Source organism: uncultured Photobacterium sp., assembly GCF_947502415.1.
Classification (GTDB): Bacteria; Pseudomonadota; Gammaproteobacteria; order Enterobacterales; family Vibrionaceae; genus Photobacterium.
Window position 1 is genome coordinate 158,440 of sequence record NZ_CANMZV010000011.1, and the last position, 19,103, is coordinate 177,542.

Sequence of the window (19,103 nt, forward strand, 5' to 3'; positions counted from 1 at the left end):
CGTGAAAGGCAATTTAAATCAACTGATTAACTGGTCTTGGCTGGTAAATCAAGCAAAACATCATCGTCCAAGGCTTTTCACTGCGAATTTCATTGCCGTCATTGCCACGCTTATTAGCGTGCCAATTCCTTTGCTGATGCCGTTGATGGTCGATGAGATTTTACTGGGCCAGCCCGCGACAGGTATCCAATTTCTCAATTTTTTCTTACCAGAATCTTTTCATCAACCGACAGCATACATTCTACTCGTCCTTCTCTTTGTCGTTCTGATGCGTACGGGTAGCCAGGCTCTCAACATTTTGCAAAGCCGGCAGTTTACTCTGGTTGCTAAAGACATCACCTACAACATCCGCAGACATTTAATCGATAAACTAGGCCGTATTAGCATGCGTCAGTATGAAGAGCGCGGTAGTGGCGGGATCACTTCACATCTGATCACTGATGTAGAAACCATTGATAAATTTATCGGAGATACCCTGAGCCGTTTCCTCATCGGTTTACTAACAATTATTGGTACGGCAATAATCCTGTTATGGCTTAACTGGCAACTGGGTCTGCTGATCCTCCTTGTTAATCCACTTGTCGTGTACGCATCACGGTTGATGGGAAACCGTGTCAAAACGCTGAAGAAAAAAGAAAACCAAGCGTTTGAAAAGTTTCAGCAAAGACTGGTAGAAACCCTCGACGGTATATACCAACTCCGTGCCTCTAACCGCGAGCGCGAGTTTCTGACCCAACTCAAATTGAATGCCAATGACATTCGATACGATGCCGACAAATACGCTTGGCAATCCGAAGCAGCTGGCCGTATTTCCTTCCTGCTTTTCTTACTTGGTTTCGAACTATTCCGGGCCATGGCTATGTTGATGGTTCTGTTTACCGACTTGACCGTTGGCCAGATGTTTGCAGTCTTCGGGTACTTATGGTTCATGCTTGGCCCGGTCCAGGAACTATTGGGAATTCAATTTGCCTGGTATAGCGCATCAGCGGCAATGCAACGCCTAAACGGATTGATTTCGCTGGAAGAAGAAAGTCGCCCATCCCCCAAAGTTAATCCCTTTAACGAAGGTGAAACCATTCATGTCGAAGTTAAGAACTTGCATTTTGCCTACGATGAAGACAAAGAAGTACTCAGAGGCCTGAACCTGTCGATTCCTTCAGGTAAACGCATTGCTCTGGTTGGCTCATCCGGCGGCGGGAAGTCTACATTGATTCAACTCCTTCTGGGGATTTATCAAAAAGCGAAAGGCGATATCCTTATTAACGATCATCCAATCGAAGATGTCGGTTATGAGGCGCTACGTAACAAAATGGCCGTCGTCTTACAACACCCCGTGCTCTTTAATGATACACTGCGCCATAACCTATGCTTAGGTGCTGAATTTAGTGATGAACAATTATGGCTGGCACTGGAAATTGCCCAAATGACCGATGTTACGCAGCGCTTAACTGAAGGGTTAGATACAGAAATTGGTCGACAAGGTATCCGCCTCTCTGGCGGGCAGCGGCAGCGCCTTGCAATAGCCCGAATGATTTTGGCAAATCCGGAATTTGTCATCTTGGATGAGGCAACATCGGCGCTGGATACAGCAACTGAAGCTGCGCTTCATACAGCCCTAAATAAGTTTTTAGTTAACAGAACAACCTTAATTGTTGCCCACCGTTTATCTGCGGTTAAGCAAGCCGATTTAATCTATGTGCTCGAAGATGGGCAGGTAAGCCAAACAGGTACCCATTCGGAGCTTATCAATAAAGAGGGGTTATACCAAACCCTATATGGAACAGTTCAGTCAGCAGAAATGCCGGCACCAGATACCGAACAACTATCAGTAGCCAGACTGAATGTAAAATAATATAGTGTTCGTTTTCAACAGCTAACACTCAGAAACTGCTTGGTTTTTATTCTAATTAAGGATTAAACAAACATGTCATTGGCAAGACTCTGTCCCGGTTGCGACTTATTGGTTATGCCTAAGCTCGCAAAGCACGGACAAAGTGCCTATTGCCCCCGGTGCAATACTCGTCTCTACCGTGGGGGGACGTCCCGTTTTAGTGGTGAATTTGCCATAGCACTGGCTTGTTTGATCCTTTTCATACCGGCTCATTTTTTCCCGCTGGTCACTATCCGATTGTTTGGTGTAATGATCCCGGCAACCCTGCCTTCAGGAACCCTGACTCTGGCCGCTGAGTTTCCAGCTGTGGCTTTCCTGATCCTATTTTGCAGTACTATTGCCCCGTTACTGGTTAGCTTATCTGTCATAACTGCACAAATAAGCCTCAAGCTCAGGTATTTACAGATATTCAGAACATCGCTCTGGATTATCGAACACCTCAAATACTGGTCGATGTTCGATGTATTTCTCGTCAGCCTGGCGATTTCATGCTTTAAAGTTCAAGACTACGCTGATATCTATGTCGGCCCTGGATTATATTCGCTCGTGGCGTTACAGATCCTGATGCCACTGCTTATCACAAAAGTCACCATTGCTCGTTACTGGGAGGCTTGGCAACCAGAAGTTGAGCACTCAGATAACGAACTAAAAGCACACTGCCATACTTGCCACCTGACTCAAGCCCATTCGGACAAGTGCATTCGTTGCTCTTCACCGGTTTATAAGCGTATGCCCCACTCTATCCAAAAAACGTGGTCATATCTCATCGCTGCCAGTGTATTTATTTTCCCGGCCAACCTCTATCCGATATCAATCTTCCTGAATAACGGAAAACGGGTTGAAGATACCATCTTTTCGGGTGTAGCCTCTCTGATAAAAACTGATATGACGGGCATCGCTATCATCATTTTTGTTGCCAGTATTGTTGTACCGGTAGCCAAAATTCTGGGGCTCGCATTCCTTCTCCTGACAATTCAGTTCAAGCGCAAAGTCAATCACCTCCAGCGCATGAGGCTATATCGCGTTATCCAGTGGATAGGTAAATGGTCGATGATGGATCTCTTTGTTATCTCGATCATGGTAACCCTGATTGATCGTGACCAACTTCTTGATTTTACACCCGGCCCCGGAGCTATTGCCTTTGGTGTCGTCGTGCTTCTTACTATGCTCGCAGCAGAAAGCCTAGATTCTCGTCTGATATGGGACAACTATGAACAACGGACAAAATAATCAACAACCAGAACCCGTCAATGTTAAGCGAGACCGCGGGCTATCCCCTCTATGGATACTTCCGCTACTTGCACTTACCCTTGCAGGGTGGCTGGTGTTCAAAGCTGTCCACGAAGCAGGACAGCGGATTAAGATCCACTTTAGTGATGCTGCAGGTATCACTGCCGGCAGGACGACTATCCGCTACCAAGGTCTTGAGATCGGTATGGTTCGTGTCGTCAATTTATCCCATGATCTGCAGAGCATCTATGCAGAAGCCGATATCTATCCGGAAGCAGTACAAACCCTTAAAGAAGGGACCCGCTTTTGGCTGGTAAAACCCAAAGCTTCTATAACTGGTATTTCCGGGCTGGATGCGCTGGTATCGGGTAATTATATCGCCCTTCAACCAGGGACAGGAAAACCAACTTATGAATTTAAAGCCCTTGATAGCCAACCATCTGACACTCCAATTGGCCAAGGCATGAAGATCCAACTGCGTTCACCAAACCTTGGTTCCGTTAGTATCGGCTCACAGGTTCTGTACAAAAAAATTCCTGTCGGCGAGGTATATAACTACACCCTGAGCAACGATAAAAAGCGGGTACTAATCGATATTCTCATCCAGCCGCAATATGCCGAACTGGTTACTAATAAAAGTCGTTTCTGGAATGTCAGCGGAATGAGTGCCAACCTGGGCTTTAACGGTGTTGATGTTCAGTTTGAAAGCCTATCAGCAATGATCGGTGGTGCGATTGCGTTCGATTCACCGGACGAAGGCATGCCAATCGAACCGAATCATCTGTTCCGCCTTTATCCAGATCTGAATACAGCTGGGCGTGGTATCGCAATCACGGTTGACCTGCCAGATGGTAACAATATCAGCGTAAGCGGTGCACCAATCATCTATCGTGGTCTGCAAATTGGCCGGATTTCTGATCTTCGCCTTGATGAAAATCGCCAGAAAATTGTTGCTCACGCAGCAATTGAACCAAGCATGAGCGACCTGCTGACAAATGGCTCGCACATGCTGTTAGAAGAGGCCGAATTATCACTTAGCGGCGTTAAAAATATCGGAAATTTAATCCGTGGTAACTTCCTGACTCTAATCCCAGGGGAAGGCGAAAAAACTCGTCAGTTCAAAGCGATTACCCAGGATGAACTGCAAGAACAGCAACCAGGCGTTGCCACCTTTTCTCTTTATGCAGACAGTAGTTTCGGTATCAAACGAGGTACCCAATTGAAACACAGAGGGATAGAAGTCGGCAGAGTAAAGAAAGTTTCGTTAGAAAACAGCAAAGTTCACTTTAATGTGATCGTTAATCCTGAATATACCTCGTTGGTTCGCTCAGCAAGCCGGTTTTACCTGGATGGTGGTATCCAGGCGAACATCAGCGCCAAAGGCATCGATGTCAATGTACCTCCCGCTGACCAAATCATTAGTCAAGCTATCAGCTTTACCAGTGAAGGCGGCACGAAAATCCGGAAAACCTATCCTCTGTATCAAAACAAACAGCTTGCCAAGCTCGCAACTGAAAGCTTAAAGGGCCGAAGTCATTTCACGCTATTTGCCAAAGAGCTTCCGCCAGTATCAGAAGGAAGCCCTATCCTTTACCGTAACCTTCAGGTCGGTGAAGTAAAAGACTACGCCCTGACAAGTGACGGCGTCACCGTTTCAATATTTATTGATAATAAATACCGCCACCTGATCAAACCTGACACCGTATTCTGGAATCGTTCAGGTGTCGAAGTGGAAGCTGGACTTGATGGCGTAAACATTAAAGCCGACCCGCTTAGCACTTTGATCAAAGGCGGCATTGCTTTTGATGAATTAAAAGGTGTTTCGAATAAAACAGGATCTCGTTATAAGCTCTACCCTAGTCTCAAGAAAGCTAAAGATTTTGGCCTGTTGATCACACTCACAGCTAATAATGCCAAAGCCATTTCGGTAAACTCAGATATTCGCTATCAGGGGGTCAATGTGGGTAAAGTTATTGAGACGCTTCCTGATTTCAATGCCGGAAATATTGAGGTAAAGGCACGCCTTTTCCCTAAATATGCCGATATACTCGCAACATCAAACAGCTACTTCTGGGTAGTGACACCGAAACTAAGCCTGACCGGAGCGAAAAACCTCGACACTTTGCTTAACAGCTACATTGCTGTTACTCCGGGTGATGGTCATTACAACCAAGCATTCAAACTAGGCACTGCCGAACTGGTGAAGTCTGGCCTGACCGTCATTCTGGAAAGTGAAGACCGAGGCTCAATTAGCGAAGGAACACCACTTCTGTATCGAGATATTCAAGTCGGCCAAGTTATAAAAGTGACACTGGGTGAACTGGCAGATCGCGTTATTCTTGAAGCGCAGGTTGAACACGAATACAGTCACCTGGTTCGTTCCGATACCGTGTTCTGGAATAAATCCGGCGTTGACGTCACTATTGGCTTAACCGGCGCATCAGTGCAAACAGGCACGGTCGATAGCCTTATCCGAGGTGGTATCGCCTTTGCTACACCAGAAGAACAGCCTCTTTCTCCTAAAGCAGAACAAGATACCCACTTCCTGCTTTATAAAGAAGCTAAGCCACAGTGGAAAACATGGCGAACAGCAATACCACGTCATTAATGAGTATCGCTTAGCCCAACCTGTTGTAAACAAAGGAGCGCCCAGCGCTCCTTTTTCTTACCTCCCAAGGCATCCAGCCGTCGATTCTTGCCCCCGTTTGTTATAGACTCTCGCCCCAATAGCTAGATTAACGAGATAGACCCTTGCATCCGAACATTCATATTCCTGAAGCCTTCATTGAGCAAATTCGCCAAATCATGCCTCAGCACCTGAGCATGGATGAGTTTATTGCCAGTTGTAAAACGCCACTGCGCCGCAGCATCCGGGTCAACACACTGAAAATCAGTGTAGAAGACTTTCTTGCCCGCGTTGCGGACAAAGACTGGACGTTAACTCCGGTTCCGTGGTGTGAGACCGGCTTCTGGATTGAACGTGAAGATGAAGACAGTGTTTCGCTTGGTAACACAGCCGAGCATATGGCTGGCCTGTTCTATATCCAGGAAGCCAGTTCAATGATGCCTGTTACGGCACTGTTGAAAGATAACAATGCCCTCGACTGCGTATTAGATATGGCGTCAGCTCCAGGTTCAAAAACGACACAAATTGCCTGCGCCATGGGAAACCGTGGGGCTCTGGTAGCGAACGAACTTGCAGCAAGCCGAATTAAAGTACTCCACTCAAACCTACAGCGTTGCGGTGTTTATAATGCAGCGTTGACCCATTTTGACGGATGTGTTTTTGGTGGTTGGGCACCGGAATCTTTTGATTCAATCCTGCTTGATGCACCATGCTCTGGCGAAGGTGCAATTCGCAAAGATGATGACGCAATGGAGAACTGGAGCTTAGAATCTGTCGAAGACATTGCTGCAGTTCAGCGCGATCTTATTGTCAGTGCATTTCAGGCTCTGAAGCCTGATGGTGTAATGGTGTACTCAACTTGCACACTGAACCTCAGCGAAAATCAGTATGTGTGCCGCTTCCTGAAAGAGACTTTCGGTGATGCCGTTGAATTCGAGTCATTGAATAATCTGTTTGATGGAGCTAAAGAAGCATTAACCGAAGAAGGCTTCCTGCACGTTTATCCTCAAATATTCGACAGTGAAGGCTTCTTCGTTGCCCGTATTCGCAAGCTTCATTCTGTTGAATCGCCGAAGGTAAAAAAACGCCTCGGCAAGTTTCCTTTCTCTCCGGCTAAGAACATAGAACAGCAAACTATAGCCAACAGCATCAAAGCCGATCTGGACATTACTCTGCCAGAAGATAGTGAAGTTTGGATTCGTGATAAAGAAGTTTGGTTGTTCCCATCAAAACTGCGCCCATTGTTGACTGAGATTCGCTTCCAACGCATGGGTATCAAACTGGCAGAACAACACAAGAAAGGTTACCGCTGGCAGCATGAGGCCATTATGTCACTGGCAAAAGGTAACGAAAAAGTTGCTGTTGCACTAACATCTGAACAAGCCAAAGAATGGTTTATGGGCCGCGATATTCGCCCGGACAATCTTTCTGGTAAAGGGGAAATCATTCTGACCTATCGCGACTACCCTATCGGGATCGGAAAATGGGTTGGCAACCGCATTAAAAATGGATTACCTCGTGAACTGGTTCGTGATACAAACCTATTTGATATCTAATTAATGTAGAAGCTTTGTGCTACGCAGACTTATTTATTCACAGCTTTACTGCTTTCAGAAGAAAATATAAAGCCGGTGTAATAATGGAAGCCGTATCAGAGTTGAATGATATTCTCAGTGCTAAAACTGGCAAATTGTACTGCTTGAACTACCATTGATAGTGTAATTGATCTCCATTTACTAACCAGTTAGCGCAAGGCTCTCACGAGCCATTCCCCTAAGCCCGAGACAGGAGTCGTTTCGGGCTATTTTTTGACTTCACCCATTCATTTGCATTCAACTGTCAAAAATCAAAACAAAAACCTCTGCTCCAAACCACACTCCAACCATCAAGCCTTAGCTTTTAGTTGACCAATATTTTCAAACTGTTCCTTATAATTCTGAACGCTTAGCCCCAAAAACGGCTTAATTATACTAAGCGATAAATACCATTAATCATTATAATCAATAAATTAACTAAGAATAGTATATGTTCAATTCTTTCGAATGACTTGCGCAATTTTTTCCGCTATCTTCCCGAACGGGTGTCAAATATAGTTATTTACAAGCCAAATCACAGAGCAAAGGAAATTACTATGTCTAATGTACTTGTATTGAAATCAAGCATCCTGGGCGATTATTCACAATCAAACGGCCTTATTGATCACTTAATCGCGTCATGGCAAGACAAAGTCAATTCTGTCGTTGAACGAAACCTGGCCACAGATCCTTTACCCGTTCTTGACGGAGAAATAGCTGGTGGCCTTCGTGGCGGTGATAACCTGACTCCACGTCAGCAAGAAACATTAGCTCTTTCTGATAAGCTAATTGAAGAAATCAAAACCAGCGATACTCTGGTGATTGCAGCGCCAATGTATAACTTCTCTATTCCGACTCAGCTTAAAAACTGGTTTGATTTGATTGCCCGTACTGGTGTTACTTTCTCTTATACCGAAAACGGTCCAGTTGGTTTACTTACTGACAAAAAGGTAATTATTGTGACAACCCGTGGCGGAATGCATAAAGATGGTGCAACCGATGTTATGGTGCCTTACCTGAAAACTATCTTAGGGTTTGTCGGACTAACTGATGTCGAATTTATCTACAGTGAAGCCCTGAACATGGGAGAAGAATTTGCAGCAAAAGGTATCACAGACGCTAAATCAGAACTTGAAAAACTAACAGCCTAACACAATTAACACAACTGGAATTCCTGCCGCTTATTGCATTCACAGCCTTACCTACAATATATTCAAGGTAAGGCTTTTTCTTTATAGTCGTTAAGATTTCTCCACTACTTTCCAACACCGCTATATGTCAAACTGCAGATAAACCGTGTTGTAATTGCTACCACCTTTGATTCGGCCAAACTGAGATGCACTTTCAAAAATAGCAGAACGATGGTGCAAGCTATAGCCAAACCAAACATTATCCATGGGCTTATGGTTAAATAAATCACCAAGATTTACATCAAAAGAGAAGTCCAAAAAATTAAGCAGATTACTTGACTCATACCCTTTCCTGTCCATTTCACTTTGCTCAATATAAGATATATTACTGATATAAGATAAACCTTCCGCTACACCAAAACGCCACTTAACAGGCCATTCAACGGTATAATAAGCTTTCACCGCCATCACATACTCCTGGGTTGAAGCTTGGACGTCTGAGCTCCAATGCCACACAAAACCTGGCGTTAAATAAATATCCAATGGCAAGCCAAATAACTCATCAGTTAACGGATGACCATAAAACAGCGATGTTAGCTGATTATCGAATTCATCCTTCTCCGTGTTTCCAGAAAAAATCTCACCAATATTAGATGGCGTAGCCCAACCATGAGCAAAACGCAGATAAGGATTGTTACTCAAGGTGTTTTTTCTTGGTTTCTTACTATCATTAAAGAAACCTAATCCGGCATATATTTCCCCTTGCCAGTCATCATCAACAATAACCGAATCCTGTACGTTTTTATCCAACCTTGTGACTCTCGCTCCCGCCAATAAATATAGATTTGACGCAACATGATAACTAGCTGAAGCCCCCACCTTAATATCTACACCGGCATTTATCGACTCAAGATTAAGGCCATAGTAATAACTGTTGTAAGCACTTTCCTTCCAGTTTAATGATGCTTGTGGCCTAAATCGCCAGTTACCCGTGTGATATATTGCTCCCAACGTTGCCATCGAGCTAAATCGGCCATCGGGATCCGACAATATTTCAAACTGACTATATAAATAGTCATCCAATTGATATTTGAGCTGAAAACCGACATCACCAGTATCACCACCAATTTGGTTCTGGAATGATGACGGTATATCAATAAAATGCATTCTAACCAGAGCATTGAATTCCCAGTCTTCATAACGGTACAGATTCAATCCACCTTCTGTGCCATGGAGAAACAACCGTTCACCCTGATAAAACATCATCGGAACAAACGTTGATACACTGGTATCTTCTACAACAGATTGCGTCGCATACGGTATGGATGCCGTTCGTACAACGGCTGCCAGTCCCCAAGGCTGCTCTCCGTCCCGCTTTATTCTCAAATCTTCAACAGAGATAAATCCATCAGGTCGCTCTACATTCTGCCCCCATGTGACGTTGTCACCAGAGTGCGCAGTTACGGGCAGAATGATAGCCAAATACTTCCAAAAATTACTCAAATATCTGTCCCTATCGTTCGTTCATTATGAATACTCTAGTGCAAAATTAATTTTAGAGCATATTTTTCGATACAAATCACAATATTCATCAAGGTTTTAACAATAGAACAAACACAAAACCTAATAATAAATAAAAGTGCGAGGAATCTCTAAATTGTTATACAAAAGTTGATTGTCGCTGCAAATATCTGCGGCGCACTCCCATATTCGTGATATATATAATATTTATTTAACACATAGCAAGAACTTATTGAGTAACCTATCAAACAAGCTTGCTCACTAGGAAAAGCACCATTTAAAAGGAATCAAATAATAGCGAAGAGATTAATCAAGGATAATTAGTCAAGTATCGATTAGCATTAATAGTCGATAGCTGACTGAAAGTTTCACATTACTTTAACGCAGTATTGATTATATACATGCGAGGGGTTATTACGCTCAATTAAAAACACCTTCTTGTTTGTTATTAGCATTCCAATCAACAAAAGAAATAGGAATCAATAACGCAGATTAATTTCGAATGAATATCACATATTCTGAAAACTAAAGCCTAATCAAGTTTATAACAACTGCACTAAGCAGAGTTTCAATTTCAACAACACACAACAGATATAGGAGATAAAAATGAAATTAAATAAAACGAGGCTCCTTTTGACCCTCGCTCTATTTTCACACCCTACTTTTGCTGACAACCATACAGATCGAATGGTATTTGATAAACAAGTCATTCATTTTGATCAAATGCTTGATACCGTATCAGCTGCCGATTCTACTCAAAAAAGCCAATATTTCTCGTTAATCAACCAGCAAGGCAGCAGTGCTCACTTTGAAGCAAAACTAACATCGCTCACCATGGGCAAAGTTAAATTGGCTGACGGTAATATTTATAACCGTATTATGCTTCCGGACGGTGGTAGTCCTGCAGAACCAGGTCTACCAAACCTTACAGGCTACCAGCAGATGGTTCGGATTCCGGACGGTGCTCAGCTTAACGTTGTCATTGACGAAGTTGAATGGTCTGATACTTACTCAGATATCATCGTTGACCCGGTTCAGCTTCCATTCCCAGACGTAGTCGAAATGGATGGTTCTCGCCCTGAAGAAAACATGCCTTTCGTCAAAGACGAAACCGCTTACCGTGTACTAACTGATGCAGTAATCCCACCAGTCAGTGTTGTTGATACTATTCGCGTTCGCGGCAAGAGCTATGCCGTAATATCTTACCGACCAATTGAGTTCAATCCGGTTAAGAAAACAGTTCGCTTCGCCGAAAAAGTCCGCTTCCATGTCAACTATATCCTGCCCGAAAGCAAAGAAACAAAACGACAGGATAAGCTCGACTTCGCCAGCCCGGAAAACTCTATCATTGATCTTCGCACCGAAGCAGAGAAAAAGTCCGATGCTGTTTTTACTCCAGCCCGTCAGGAAAATAATGAAGAACTGACACCTGCCCAGCAGGCCGACTATCTGATCATCACTGCTGACCGCTTTGCAAACACAATCGAACCACTCGCGGCATGGAAACGGAAAAAAGGCTATAACGTTCACGTAGCCACGATCACGGAAACAGGTAATACTCAGGATCAAATCAAGGCATACATTAAAAATGCCTATGAAAAAGGCCCTATGACCTCATATGTCCTGTTCGTTGGCGACCATGAAGATGTTCCAGGATACGAAATCGTTGGTCACGGTTACCATGGTCCAAACCACAGATGGCATACTGACTATGAATACACATTGGTAGACGGTACAGATAAATACTCTGACCTAATGATTGGTCGATTCTCTGGTGATACCGAAGCCCAGATCACAGGCATGGTTAACCGCACCCTGAACTACGAGAAAACCCCTGCAGATTCCAACCGTTACAACCATATCCTGTTGGCAGGCCAATTCCAGGACAGCAATGATCATAATCTTGTTGCTGACCGTATGTTTATGGAAGACCTGCACCGTGTCGCTGATTTCCTTGGCCCTGATTATGACTTCTTCAATGGCCCTGGCGATCTGTTCAACAAAGGTTATCAAATCCACACCGCCCTTCAGTGGGATGCTGATACAAGCAAAGAGCTTCAATATGAAGGCTGGGATTACGGTACAGCACGTGTAGTTCCACCCAAAGTTGTTCCTCAGGTTTGGAAGAACCAAGGAAGTGGAGACAAAAATGATATCGCTGATGCCATTAACCAAGGTGTAGGTCTAGTAATGCACCGCGACCACGGTTACGGAAATGGCTCAGGCTGGGCAGACCCTCATTTTACGGCTACTGAAGTTAATGCGCTGACCAACGGTAACATGACGCCGATTGTCTTCAGTTTGAACTGTGCGACTGGCTGGTTCGACGGTAAAGATTCATTCGCGGAATCTTGGATGCGTAACCCTAATGGCGGTGCAGTAGGCTTTACTGGTGCAGCTCGCGTTAGCTACTCAGGTTATAACGACCTGATGCACGCTGCGATTATGGATGGCTTCTGGGATGATTATGATGGTGTGTGGTCGAGCGCTATTTACCCTGTATCATGGCGTCCGGCGATGGCGATTAACCGAGCTAAAGAGCGGTTATTCTCTCATTACGGCATGCACGACAGCGGAGCAGTTGATACAGCTCGCTTCTTCAGCTGGTTCGGTGATCCGGAACTGGAGCTTCGTACCGAGCGTCCGAAAGAGCTAACTGTTACTCACCCAGCTCAATTTGCTAATGGTGATATAGCGGCATTTGATGTTGTTGTTCGTAATGGTGATGATCGTGTTGGAGATGCCCGTGTAGCCTTGGTTTCTGCATCTGGTGAATCTCACGTTGCAACAACGGATGAAAACGGTATTGCTCATTTCGAAGTTGACACAGATGAACCAATGTCTGTAACTGTAACTGAGCACAATGCTAAAGCATACGAAGGTCAGATTACCGTTGATGGTGAAGACCCGGTAGCTAAAGTTGCCGCGGATATGACTGTTCCAGGCAACCAGTGGGTTGTACTGGACGGCAGAAAATCTATGATTCCAGATGGCGCTAAAGTTCGCTATCAGTGGGAGCAGGTTGAAGGACCGAAAGTACGTCTTGATTACGCAAACAATGAATACGCTTACGCGCTGACTCCTTATAACAGTGCCACTTTGAAATTCAAGCTAACTGTAACTGACGAAGCAGGTCGCAGCAGTTCTGCAATTCAAACTGTGTTTGTTACCGGTCAGAAAGACAATAACAAAGCTCCGATTGCCGATGCAGGCAGTGATAAGGTAGTTTCACCATCTCAGTGGGTAGTACTTGACGGTACGAAATCATCAGACCCGGATGGCAAAGTTGCAAACTACAAGTGGACTCAAATTGCTGGTCCGACGGTACAAATTGCGTACCCAGATAACAATTACGCTTATGCTTTAACACCACGTTATGACGCCACATTGAAGTTCAAGCTAACAGTGACAGACGACAAAGGAAAAACATCTTCAGCAACAAATACCGTTGCTGTAAAAGGTCGTCGTTAATTTCAGGTAACGTTTAAAGACGACATGAAAATCAAAGGGGGAATACCGGATGGTATTCCCCCTTTTTATCTGATTTAACATCCATCACTTACACATTTTTCGCTGCAAATCACATATTTATGCTGAACATAAGAAACAAAAATATTGAGCAAACTATCAACTGGAAAGTACTGTTTAAATTTGAAGCATTTCAACGAATTAAACCATACTCCATACGTGTCACGATCAGGACAAAACTAAAAGTTTGTTCGAAAAAAAACTGCGAGGAATATCTAATTTGTTATACAAAGCTTGATTGTTCACCCAAATACCTGCAGCACACTTCTATATTCGTGATATATATAATAAACAATAAAAACATCAGAAGAAGTTATCAAAAGAGCTGTTAATTTATCCTCAACAAATTTAGTTTTAAACCTTATTAGTTTATCGTCATGTAAAAAACAGATTATTAAGAGTAGTCAGTCAAGTACAAGCTTAAAACAAAGCTTGTTCTTAACTGATAATTTAATGTTAGTTCAGCGTAGTATTTATATACATGCGACAGCTTGTTTCGTTTATTTAAAAAAGAAGTTAAAGCCGATTATTAATAATTAACTTTAAGCGACACAAACAAATAAACAACGAAATTATTTTCGAATGAATATCACATATTCAGCAAGTTAATAAAACCAACTCAAGTTATAACAACTGCATTAAATGCAGAATTTTCAATTTCTACAACACACAACAGATACAGGAGATAATAATGAAATTGAACAAAACGAGGCTCCTTTTAACCCTCGCTCTCTTTTCGCAATCTACTTTTGCGGTCGATCATACCGATGCAATGGTCTATGACAAGCAAGTCATTAACTTTGACCAACTGTATGATTCAGCCCCACTTGCAAGAACTAAACAAGCAAGCGAAAACTTCACTCTTATTAATCAAGAAGGAAGCAGAGCTCTGTTTGAAGCGAAATTAACAACATTAACCATGGGCAAAGTAAAAATGGCCGATGGTAATGTTTATAACCGAATTATGCTTCCAGACGCGGGAAGCCCGGCGGCACCGGGATTACCAAACCTGACCGGTTACCAACAAATGGTTCGCATTCCTGATGGAGCCAAACTGAACATCATCATTGAAAATGTAGAATGGTCTGAAACATTCAATGACATCATGGTCGATCCTGTTCAACTGCCATTTCCTGATGTAGTTAAAGCTGATGGTAGCCGTCCAGATGAAAATATGCCATTTGTTAAAAAAGAAGGTGCATATAAAAACCTTACAGACTCTGTTACGGCACCAGTATCCATCGTTGATACTATTCGTGTGCGCGGCAAGAATTATGCTGTCATTTCCTATCGTCCAATTGATTTCAACCCGATTAATGAAACTGTACGCTTTGCAAAGAAAGTGCGCTTTCACGTTAACTATGTATTAACTGACGGCACAAAAACAAAGCGGGAGGATAAATTAAACTTCGAAGCACCAACAGACTCAATTATTGATCTTCGCCCTCAAGCAGATCAAAAGGCTGATGCGGTTTTTACTCCAGGCCGTCAGGAAAATAACGAAGAACTAACACCAGCTCAGCAGGCTGATTACCTGATTATCACAGCAGATCGCTTTGCAGAAACAATTGAGCCTCTTGCGGCCTGGAAGCGTAAAAAAGGTTATAACGTTCACGTAGCGACGATTACCGAAACCGGTAATACACAGGAGCAAATCAAAGCATACATCAAGGGTGCTTATGAAAAAGGCCCAATGACGTCTTACGTCCTGTTAGTTGGTGATAATGAAGATGTTCCGGCCTATGAAATAGTTGGTCACTTCCACCACGGTATCAATCACCGCTGGCATACTGATTATGAATATACCTTAGTCGACGGAACTGACAAATATTCAGACCTAGTGATTGGACGCTTCCCGGGCGATACAGAAGATCAAATCACAACTATGGTTAACCGTACACTAGCCTACGAGAAAACCCCTGTTGATTCTGATCGCTACAGCCATGTTCTTCTGGCTGGCCAATTCCAGGATCGCAACAAAAACCTGCAAGCAGATCGCATGTTTATGGAAGATCTGCATCGTGTCGCCGACTTCCTTGGCCCTGATTATGATTTCTTCAACGGCCCCGGCGATCTGTTTAACAAAGGTTTCCAAATTCATACTGCTCTAGAATGGGATGCAGACCTTGATAAAGAGCTGAAATATGGTGGCTGGAGCTATGGTACAGCCCGTATTACACCACCACGAGTTGTTCCTCAGGCATGGAAAAACCAGGGAAAAGGCGATCGCTTTGATATTGCCAATGCAATTAACCAAGGTGTTAGCTTCGTAATGCACCGCGACCATGGCTATGATGACGGCTCTGGCTGGGCTGATCCTCACTTTGTTGCCCAAAATGTTAACGCGCTGACAAACGGTAACCTAGCTCCTGTGGTATTCAGCCTTAACTGTGCAACAGGCTGGTTTGATGGCAAAGACTCTTTTGCCGAAGCCTGGATGCGCAACCCGAATGGTGGTGCTGTCGGCTTTACCGGTGCAGCGCGTGTTAGTTTGTCAGGCTACAACGACTTAATGCATGCCGGTATCATGGACAGCTTCTGGGATGATTATGACGGCACATGGTCAAGTAACATTTACCCGGTTTCCTGGCGTCCGGCAATGGCGCTAACCCGAGCAAAAGAACGCTTATTCTCACATTTTGGCACACTAGATCATGACGCTGTAGATACGGCTCGTTACTTCAACTGGTTCGGTGATCCTGAACTGGAGCTTCGTACAGAACGACCTAAAGAGCTAACTGTTACTCATCCAGTTGAATTTGCAAGCAATGGCGAAATTACAACGTTTGACGTAGTTGTTCGCAATGGTGACGAGCGCATTGAAAATGCACGTGTAGCTTTGGTGTCAGAGTCCGGTGAATCTCATATAGCGACAACTGATGAGAACGGTGTTGCTCACTTTGAACTAGAAGCCAATGAAGCAATGACAGTTACTGTTACTGAGCACAATGCCATAGCTTATGAAGGTGAAATCAAAGCTGATGGCCAACAAAGTGCTCCTGTTGCGCGTGTTGCATCAGAAGTAACGACTCCTGGCCATAAGTGGATTATCCTTGATGGTACTCAGTCTGAAATCCCTGAAGGTGCAAAAGTACAGTATAAGTGGGAACAGGCTTCAGGCCCTAAAGTACGCCTTGCCTATGCCGACAATAACTATGCTTATGCACTAACACCGTATTACAGCACAACGCTGAAATTCAAACTGACAATCACTGATGAAAACAACCAAACTGACTCAGCGATTCAAACAGTACATGTTAACGGTATCTATGATGACGATAACAAAGCACCTATTGCGCATGCTGGTAACGACAAAACAGCATCACACTCTGAGTGGGTTACACTTGATGCAACAAAATCATCAGATCCAGATGGCAAAGTCGTAAGTTATAAATGGACTCAAATTGCAGGCCCTGCTACAGAAATTGCGTACTCAGATGAAAACTATGCTTATGCACTGACACCGCGCTATGACGCTACACTGAAGTTCCAGGTTACTGTGACAGACGACAAAGGCAAAACCTCTTCTTCAACAAACACTATTGTTGTAAAAGGCAGCCTACGCTAATCACTGCATACAAAACGTTAATTGACTCAATTGCTTTCATTATTAATTCATGAATATTCTGAGTCAAAAAAAAGGGGAAATACGATGAGTATTTCCCCTTTTCATTAGCGTTTAAGTTAGTTCTGGAAAAGTGATGGAAATGAATCTAAGGATGGTGGCGAAGGGTTAACACCATCAAACCGCTTCATATTACGTTTTACTTTAATAATGTATTGTCGAGTTTCTTTATACGGCGGAATACCCCGGTACTTTCGCACATTACCCTCGCCAGCATTGTATGCGGCAAGCGCCATATCAATATTGCCATTATATTTTGTTAAAAAACGAGCAATCATTGCTGTTCCGACTTGAATATTCTGTTCTGGACTAAAAGGATCTATTTTCCAATGCTTTGAATTCATATCCATCAATTGCATCAACCCTTTTGCACCTTTGTGGCTAACCGCATTAGGATTAAAGTTTGATTCTGCTTGGATTACCCCTAGCACCAGAGCTAAAGGAACATCGTACTTTCGAGTGTAACGCAACACAAGATCATAAAACCTCGGCTTCTTTTTTACCTCTACGTCCGAAAGCAGCCCGGACCTCCACTCAGGAGAACCATCACTGAACAAAGATTGAGATTTCCCCCGTTGATCACCAGCAATAAGATTCAACAACATCGCACTCTCTGACGATGCCTGCACTGTGGCGGGGAGTAGCATTAGTGTTAGGAAAGCACACTTCCTCATTTCGTGGAGTTACCTTTTGGCCGAAGGATTATTCTATTAAGCTGTAACACACCAATAGCCGCAAAGTTTAAATGAATCTTGAGTCTCGGTATAGTGAACAAAAAACCACCAGCGGCATTTCAAGATATTACCCTACCTAACGTTAACTTTGCGGTTTAATGTGCCACCTAAATGCACAAATCTACACCTGCTCAAATGAAAACATCAAACAACATCAACACCCAGCCTGGATTATTTTAACCCCCTGTCTCTACTCAAATATTACGCTCAATCGCAACTCTAGAGTCTTAAATTTCAGGCAATCGAGCTATAAGGAAGATTTAACGAACTAATTTTAGTTTTGAAAAGATTTAGGGAACCTTCAAATTTCGGCTCGATGTTATAAACATTGGTACTTGCAACGTATCGTCCGATACGGCGCTGTTCCGGTCGGAAAACAAATACATAATTGCCACGCTCTTCCATTACGTAAAATTCATCATCTCGATATTGCTTCTGCCCACTTGCGAAACAACAATTAAAGAATTGAAGCAATTCATGAGCTTGTGGTGACTGGAACATTTGATCGCCAATTGTGGCTCCATTGGCATCAGACGCAATAACACGATATGGGTGGACGCTGTATTTCATTATATCGAACAGCTTACGCCTTTGAGTTTGAGTTGGTTCAGCTGCCACATGCACCCTGCCCCTGGATTCGTAACGAATTACACCTGTCGTCGCCATCAGATTAATGATTGTGATTTCATCACAGGCACCGAGCATCTCTTCCGGAAGCAAAGCGGCTATCGCTCTGTGGTACTGACGCTTGTCCATATCTGAACGCTGCAAGTCCAGCAAGCGTCCATCAGGTAAAATATAACCTCCATCCTTGGTAAAACGAGTAATGCCAAAATGTGCAACAAGCTTATTTAACAACGCTTGATTATTGTTTTGTACTGCTTGAACCATACTGCTTATCTACTTCAACAACTACAACGTATTGTTCTCATCTTTCAACAGGTAGTTACAAAAGTCAGAGAAGAAGATCTCATTTGAGGTAGAAGAGTGGTATTTTTTTGTGGTGGTTTATTATGATGCCAAGACGTCGATAGATACACTTTAAGGTGAGAAATTAATCTAAAAGGAAAAGAATTTAGCCCAAATATAATCTGACAGGCACCGATAGCTGAGTGGGCAACTGTCAGATCAAGTCTGAACTAATACACATAAATTATGTCTTCATATGATCGTGATGCCAACTTGGTGATTTGAACTATAATTTATTTATTTGTTGAGTTACTGGGTGATCTTATTGGCGACGT

Annotated in this window: 10 protein-coding genes; 7 read left to right on the forward strand and 3 right to left on the reverse strand. The window is 43.5% G+C overall.

What is annotated here, in order from left to right:
* Position 1: 1 nt before the first annotated feature.
* The 5 genes from Q0852_RS13525 (at position 2) to Q0852_RS13545 (ending at position 8,472) form a co-directional block, all read left to right on the forward strand.
* The gene (locus Q0852_RS13525; protein ID WP_299018751.1) at positions 2 to 1,852 is read left to right on the forward strand and encodes an ABC transporter ATP-binding protein; all 1,851 of its coding nucleotides are present in this window, start codon (positions 2 to 4) and stop codon (positions 1,850 to 1,852) included.
* A gap of 72 nt (positions 1,853 to 1,924) precedes the next feature.
* On the forward strand, positions 1,925 to 3,121 hold the full coding sequence (locus Q0852_RS13530; protein ID WP_299018752.1) for a paraquat-inducible protein A: 1,197 nt from the start codon (positions 1,925 to 1,927) through the stop codon (positions 3,119 to 3,121).
* Positions 3,102 to 5,729: an MlaD family protein gene (locus Q0852_RS13535; protein WP_299018753.1), complete on the forward strand. Its 2,628-nt coding sequence runs from the start codon at positions 3,102 to 3,104 to the stop codon at positions 5,727 to 5,729. Before Q0852_RS13530 ends, Q0852_RS13535 begins: the two co-directional genes overlap by 20 nt.
* Positions 5,730 to 5,872: 143 nt before the next feature.
* Positions 5,873 to 7,303, forward strand: a complete 1,431-nt coding sequence (rsmF, locus tag Q0852_RS13540; RefSeq protein WP_299018754.1) for a 16S rRNA (cytosine(1407)-C(5))-methyltransferase RsmF — start codon at positions 5,873 to 5,875, stop codon at positions 7,301 to 7,303.
* 575 nt (positions 7,304 to 7,878) lie between these two features.
* Entirely contained in the window at positions 7,879 to 8,472 is a 594-nt protein-coding gene (locus Q0852_RS13545; protein WP_299018755.1) for an FMN-dependent NADH-azoreductase, read from the forward strand.
* Between the two features lie 120 nt (positions 8,473 to 8,592).
* Here the strand turns inward: Q0852_RS13545 and Q0852_RS13550 are convergent, their stop codons facing one another.
* Positions 8,593 to 9,852 carry a MipA/OmpV family protein gene (locus tag Q0852_RS13550; protein WP_299018768.1) on the reverse strand — a complete coding sequence of 420 codons (1,260 nt, stop codon included), beginning with the start codon at positions 9,850 to 9,852 and terminating at the stop codon, positions 8,593 to 8,595.
* 726 nt (positions 9,853 to 10,578) lie between these two features.
* On the opposite strand from Q0852_RS13550, the gene Q0852_RS13555 reads away from it, so the two are divergent.
* Together Q0852_RS13555 and Q0852_RS13560 are read left to right on the forward strand one after the other, a co-directional pair.
* Positions 10,579 to 13,443 (forward strand): C25 family cysteine peptidase, encoded by a 2,865-nt coding sequence (locus tag Q0852_RS13555; protein ID WP_299018756.1) that lies wholly within the window; start codon positions 10,579 to 10,581, stop codon positions 13,441 to 13,443.
* Positions 13,444 to 14,191: 748 nt separating this feature from the next.
* Positions 14,192 to 17,068, forward strand: a complete 2,877-nt coding sequence (locus Q0852_RS13560; RefSeq protein WP_299018757.1) for a C25 family cysteine peptidase — start codon at positions 14,192 to 14,194, stop codon at positions 17,066 to 17,068.
* Positions 17,069 to 17,184: 116 nt separating this feature from the next.
* Here the strand turns inward: Q0852_RS13560 and Q0852_RS13565 are convergent, their stop codons facing one another.
* Both Q0852_RS13565 and Q0852_RS13570 read right to left on the reverse strand, forming a co-directional pair.
* A complete protein-coding gene (locus Q0852_RS13565) occupies positions 17,185 to 17,730 on the reverse strand; it encodes a lytic transglycosylase domain-containing protein (RefSeq protein ID WP_299018758.1) in 546 nt (181 codons plus the stop codon).
* A gap of 363 nt (positions 17,731 to 18,093) precedes the next feature.
* Positions 18,094 to 18,750: a hypothetical protein gene (locus Q0852_RS13570; protein ID WP_299018759.1), complete on the reverse strand. Its 657-nt coding sequence runs from the start codon at positions 18,748 to 18,750 to the stop codon at positions 18,094 to 18,096.
* Positions 18,751 to 19,103: the final 353 nt, after the last annotated feature.

Coding starts and splice junctions, on each gene's coding strand:
- Q0852_RS13560 (WP_299018757.1), top strand. CDS start 14,192: ATGAAATTGAACAAAACGAGGCTCCTTTTAACCCTCGCTCTCTTTTCG.
- Q0852_RS13545 (WP_299018755.1), top strand. CDS start 7,879: ATGTCTAATGTACTTGTATTGAAATCAAGCATCCTGGGCGATTATTCA.
- Q0852_RS13570 (WP_299018759.1), bottom strand. CDS start 18,750: ATGGTTCAAGCAGTACAAAACAATAATCAAGCGTTGTTAAATAAGCTT.
- Q0852_RS13565 (WP_299018758.1), bottom strand. CDS start 17,730: ATGTTGTTGAATCTTATTGCTGGTGATCAACGGGGGAAATCTCAATCT.
- Q0852_RS13555 (WP_299018756.1), top strand. CDS start 10,579: ATGAAATTAAATAAAACGAGGCTCCTTTTGACCCTCGCTCTATTTTCA.
- Q0852_RS13530 (WP_299018752.1), top strand. CDS start 1,925: ATGTCATTGGCAAGACTCTGTCCCGGTTGCGACTTATTGGTTATGCCT.
- Q0852_RS13535 (WP_299018753.1), top strand. CDS start 3,102: ATGAACAACGGACAAAATAATCAACAACCAGAACCCGTCAATGTTAAG.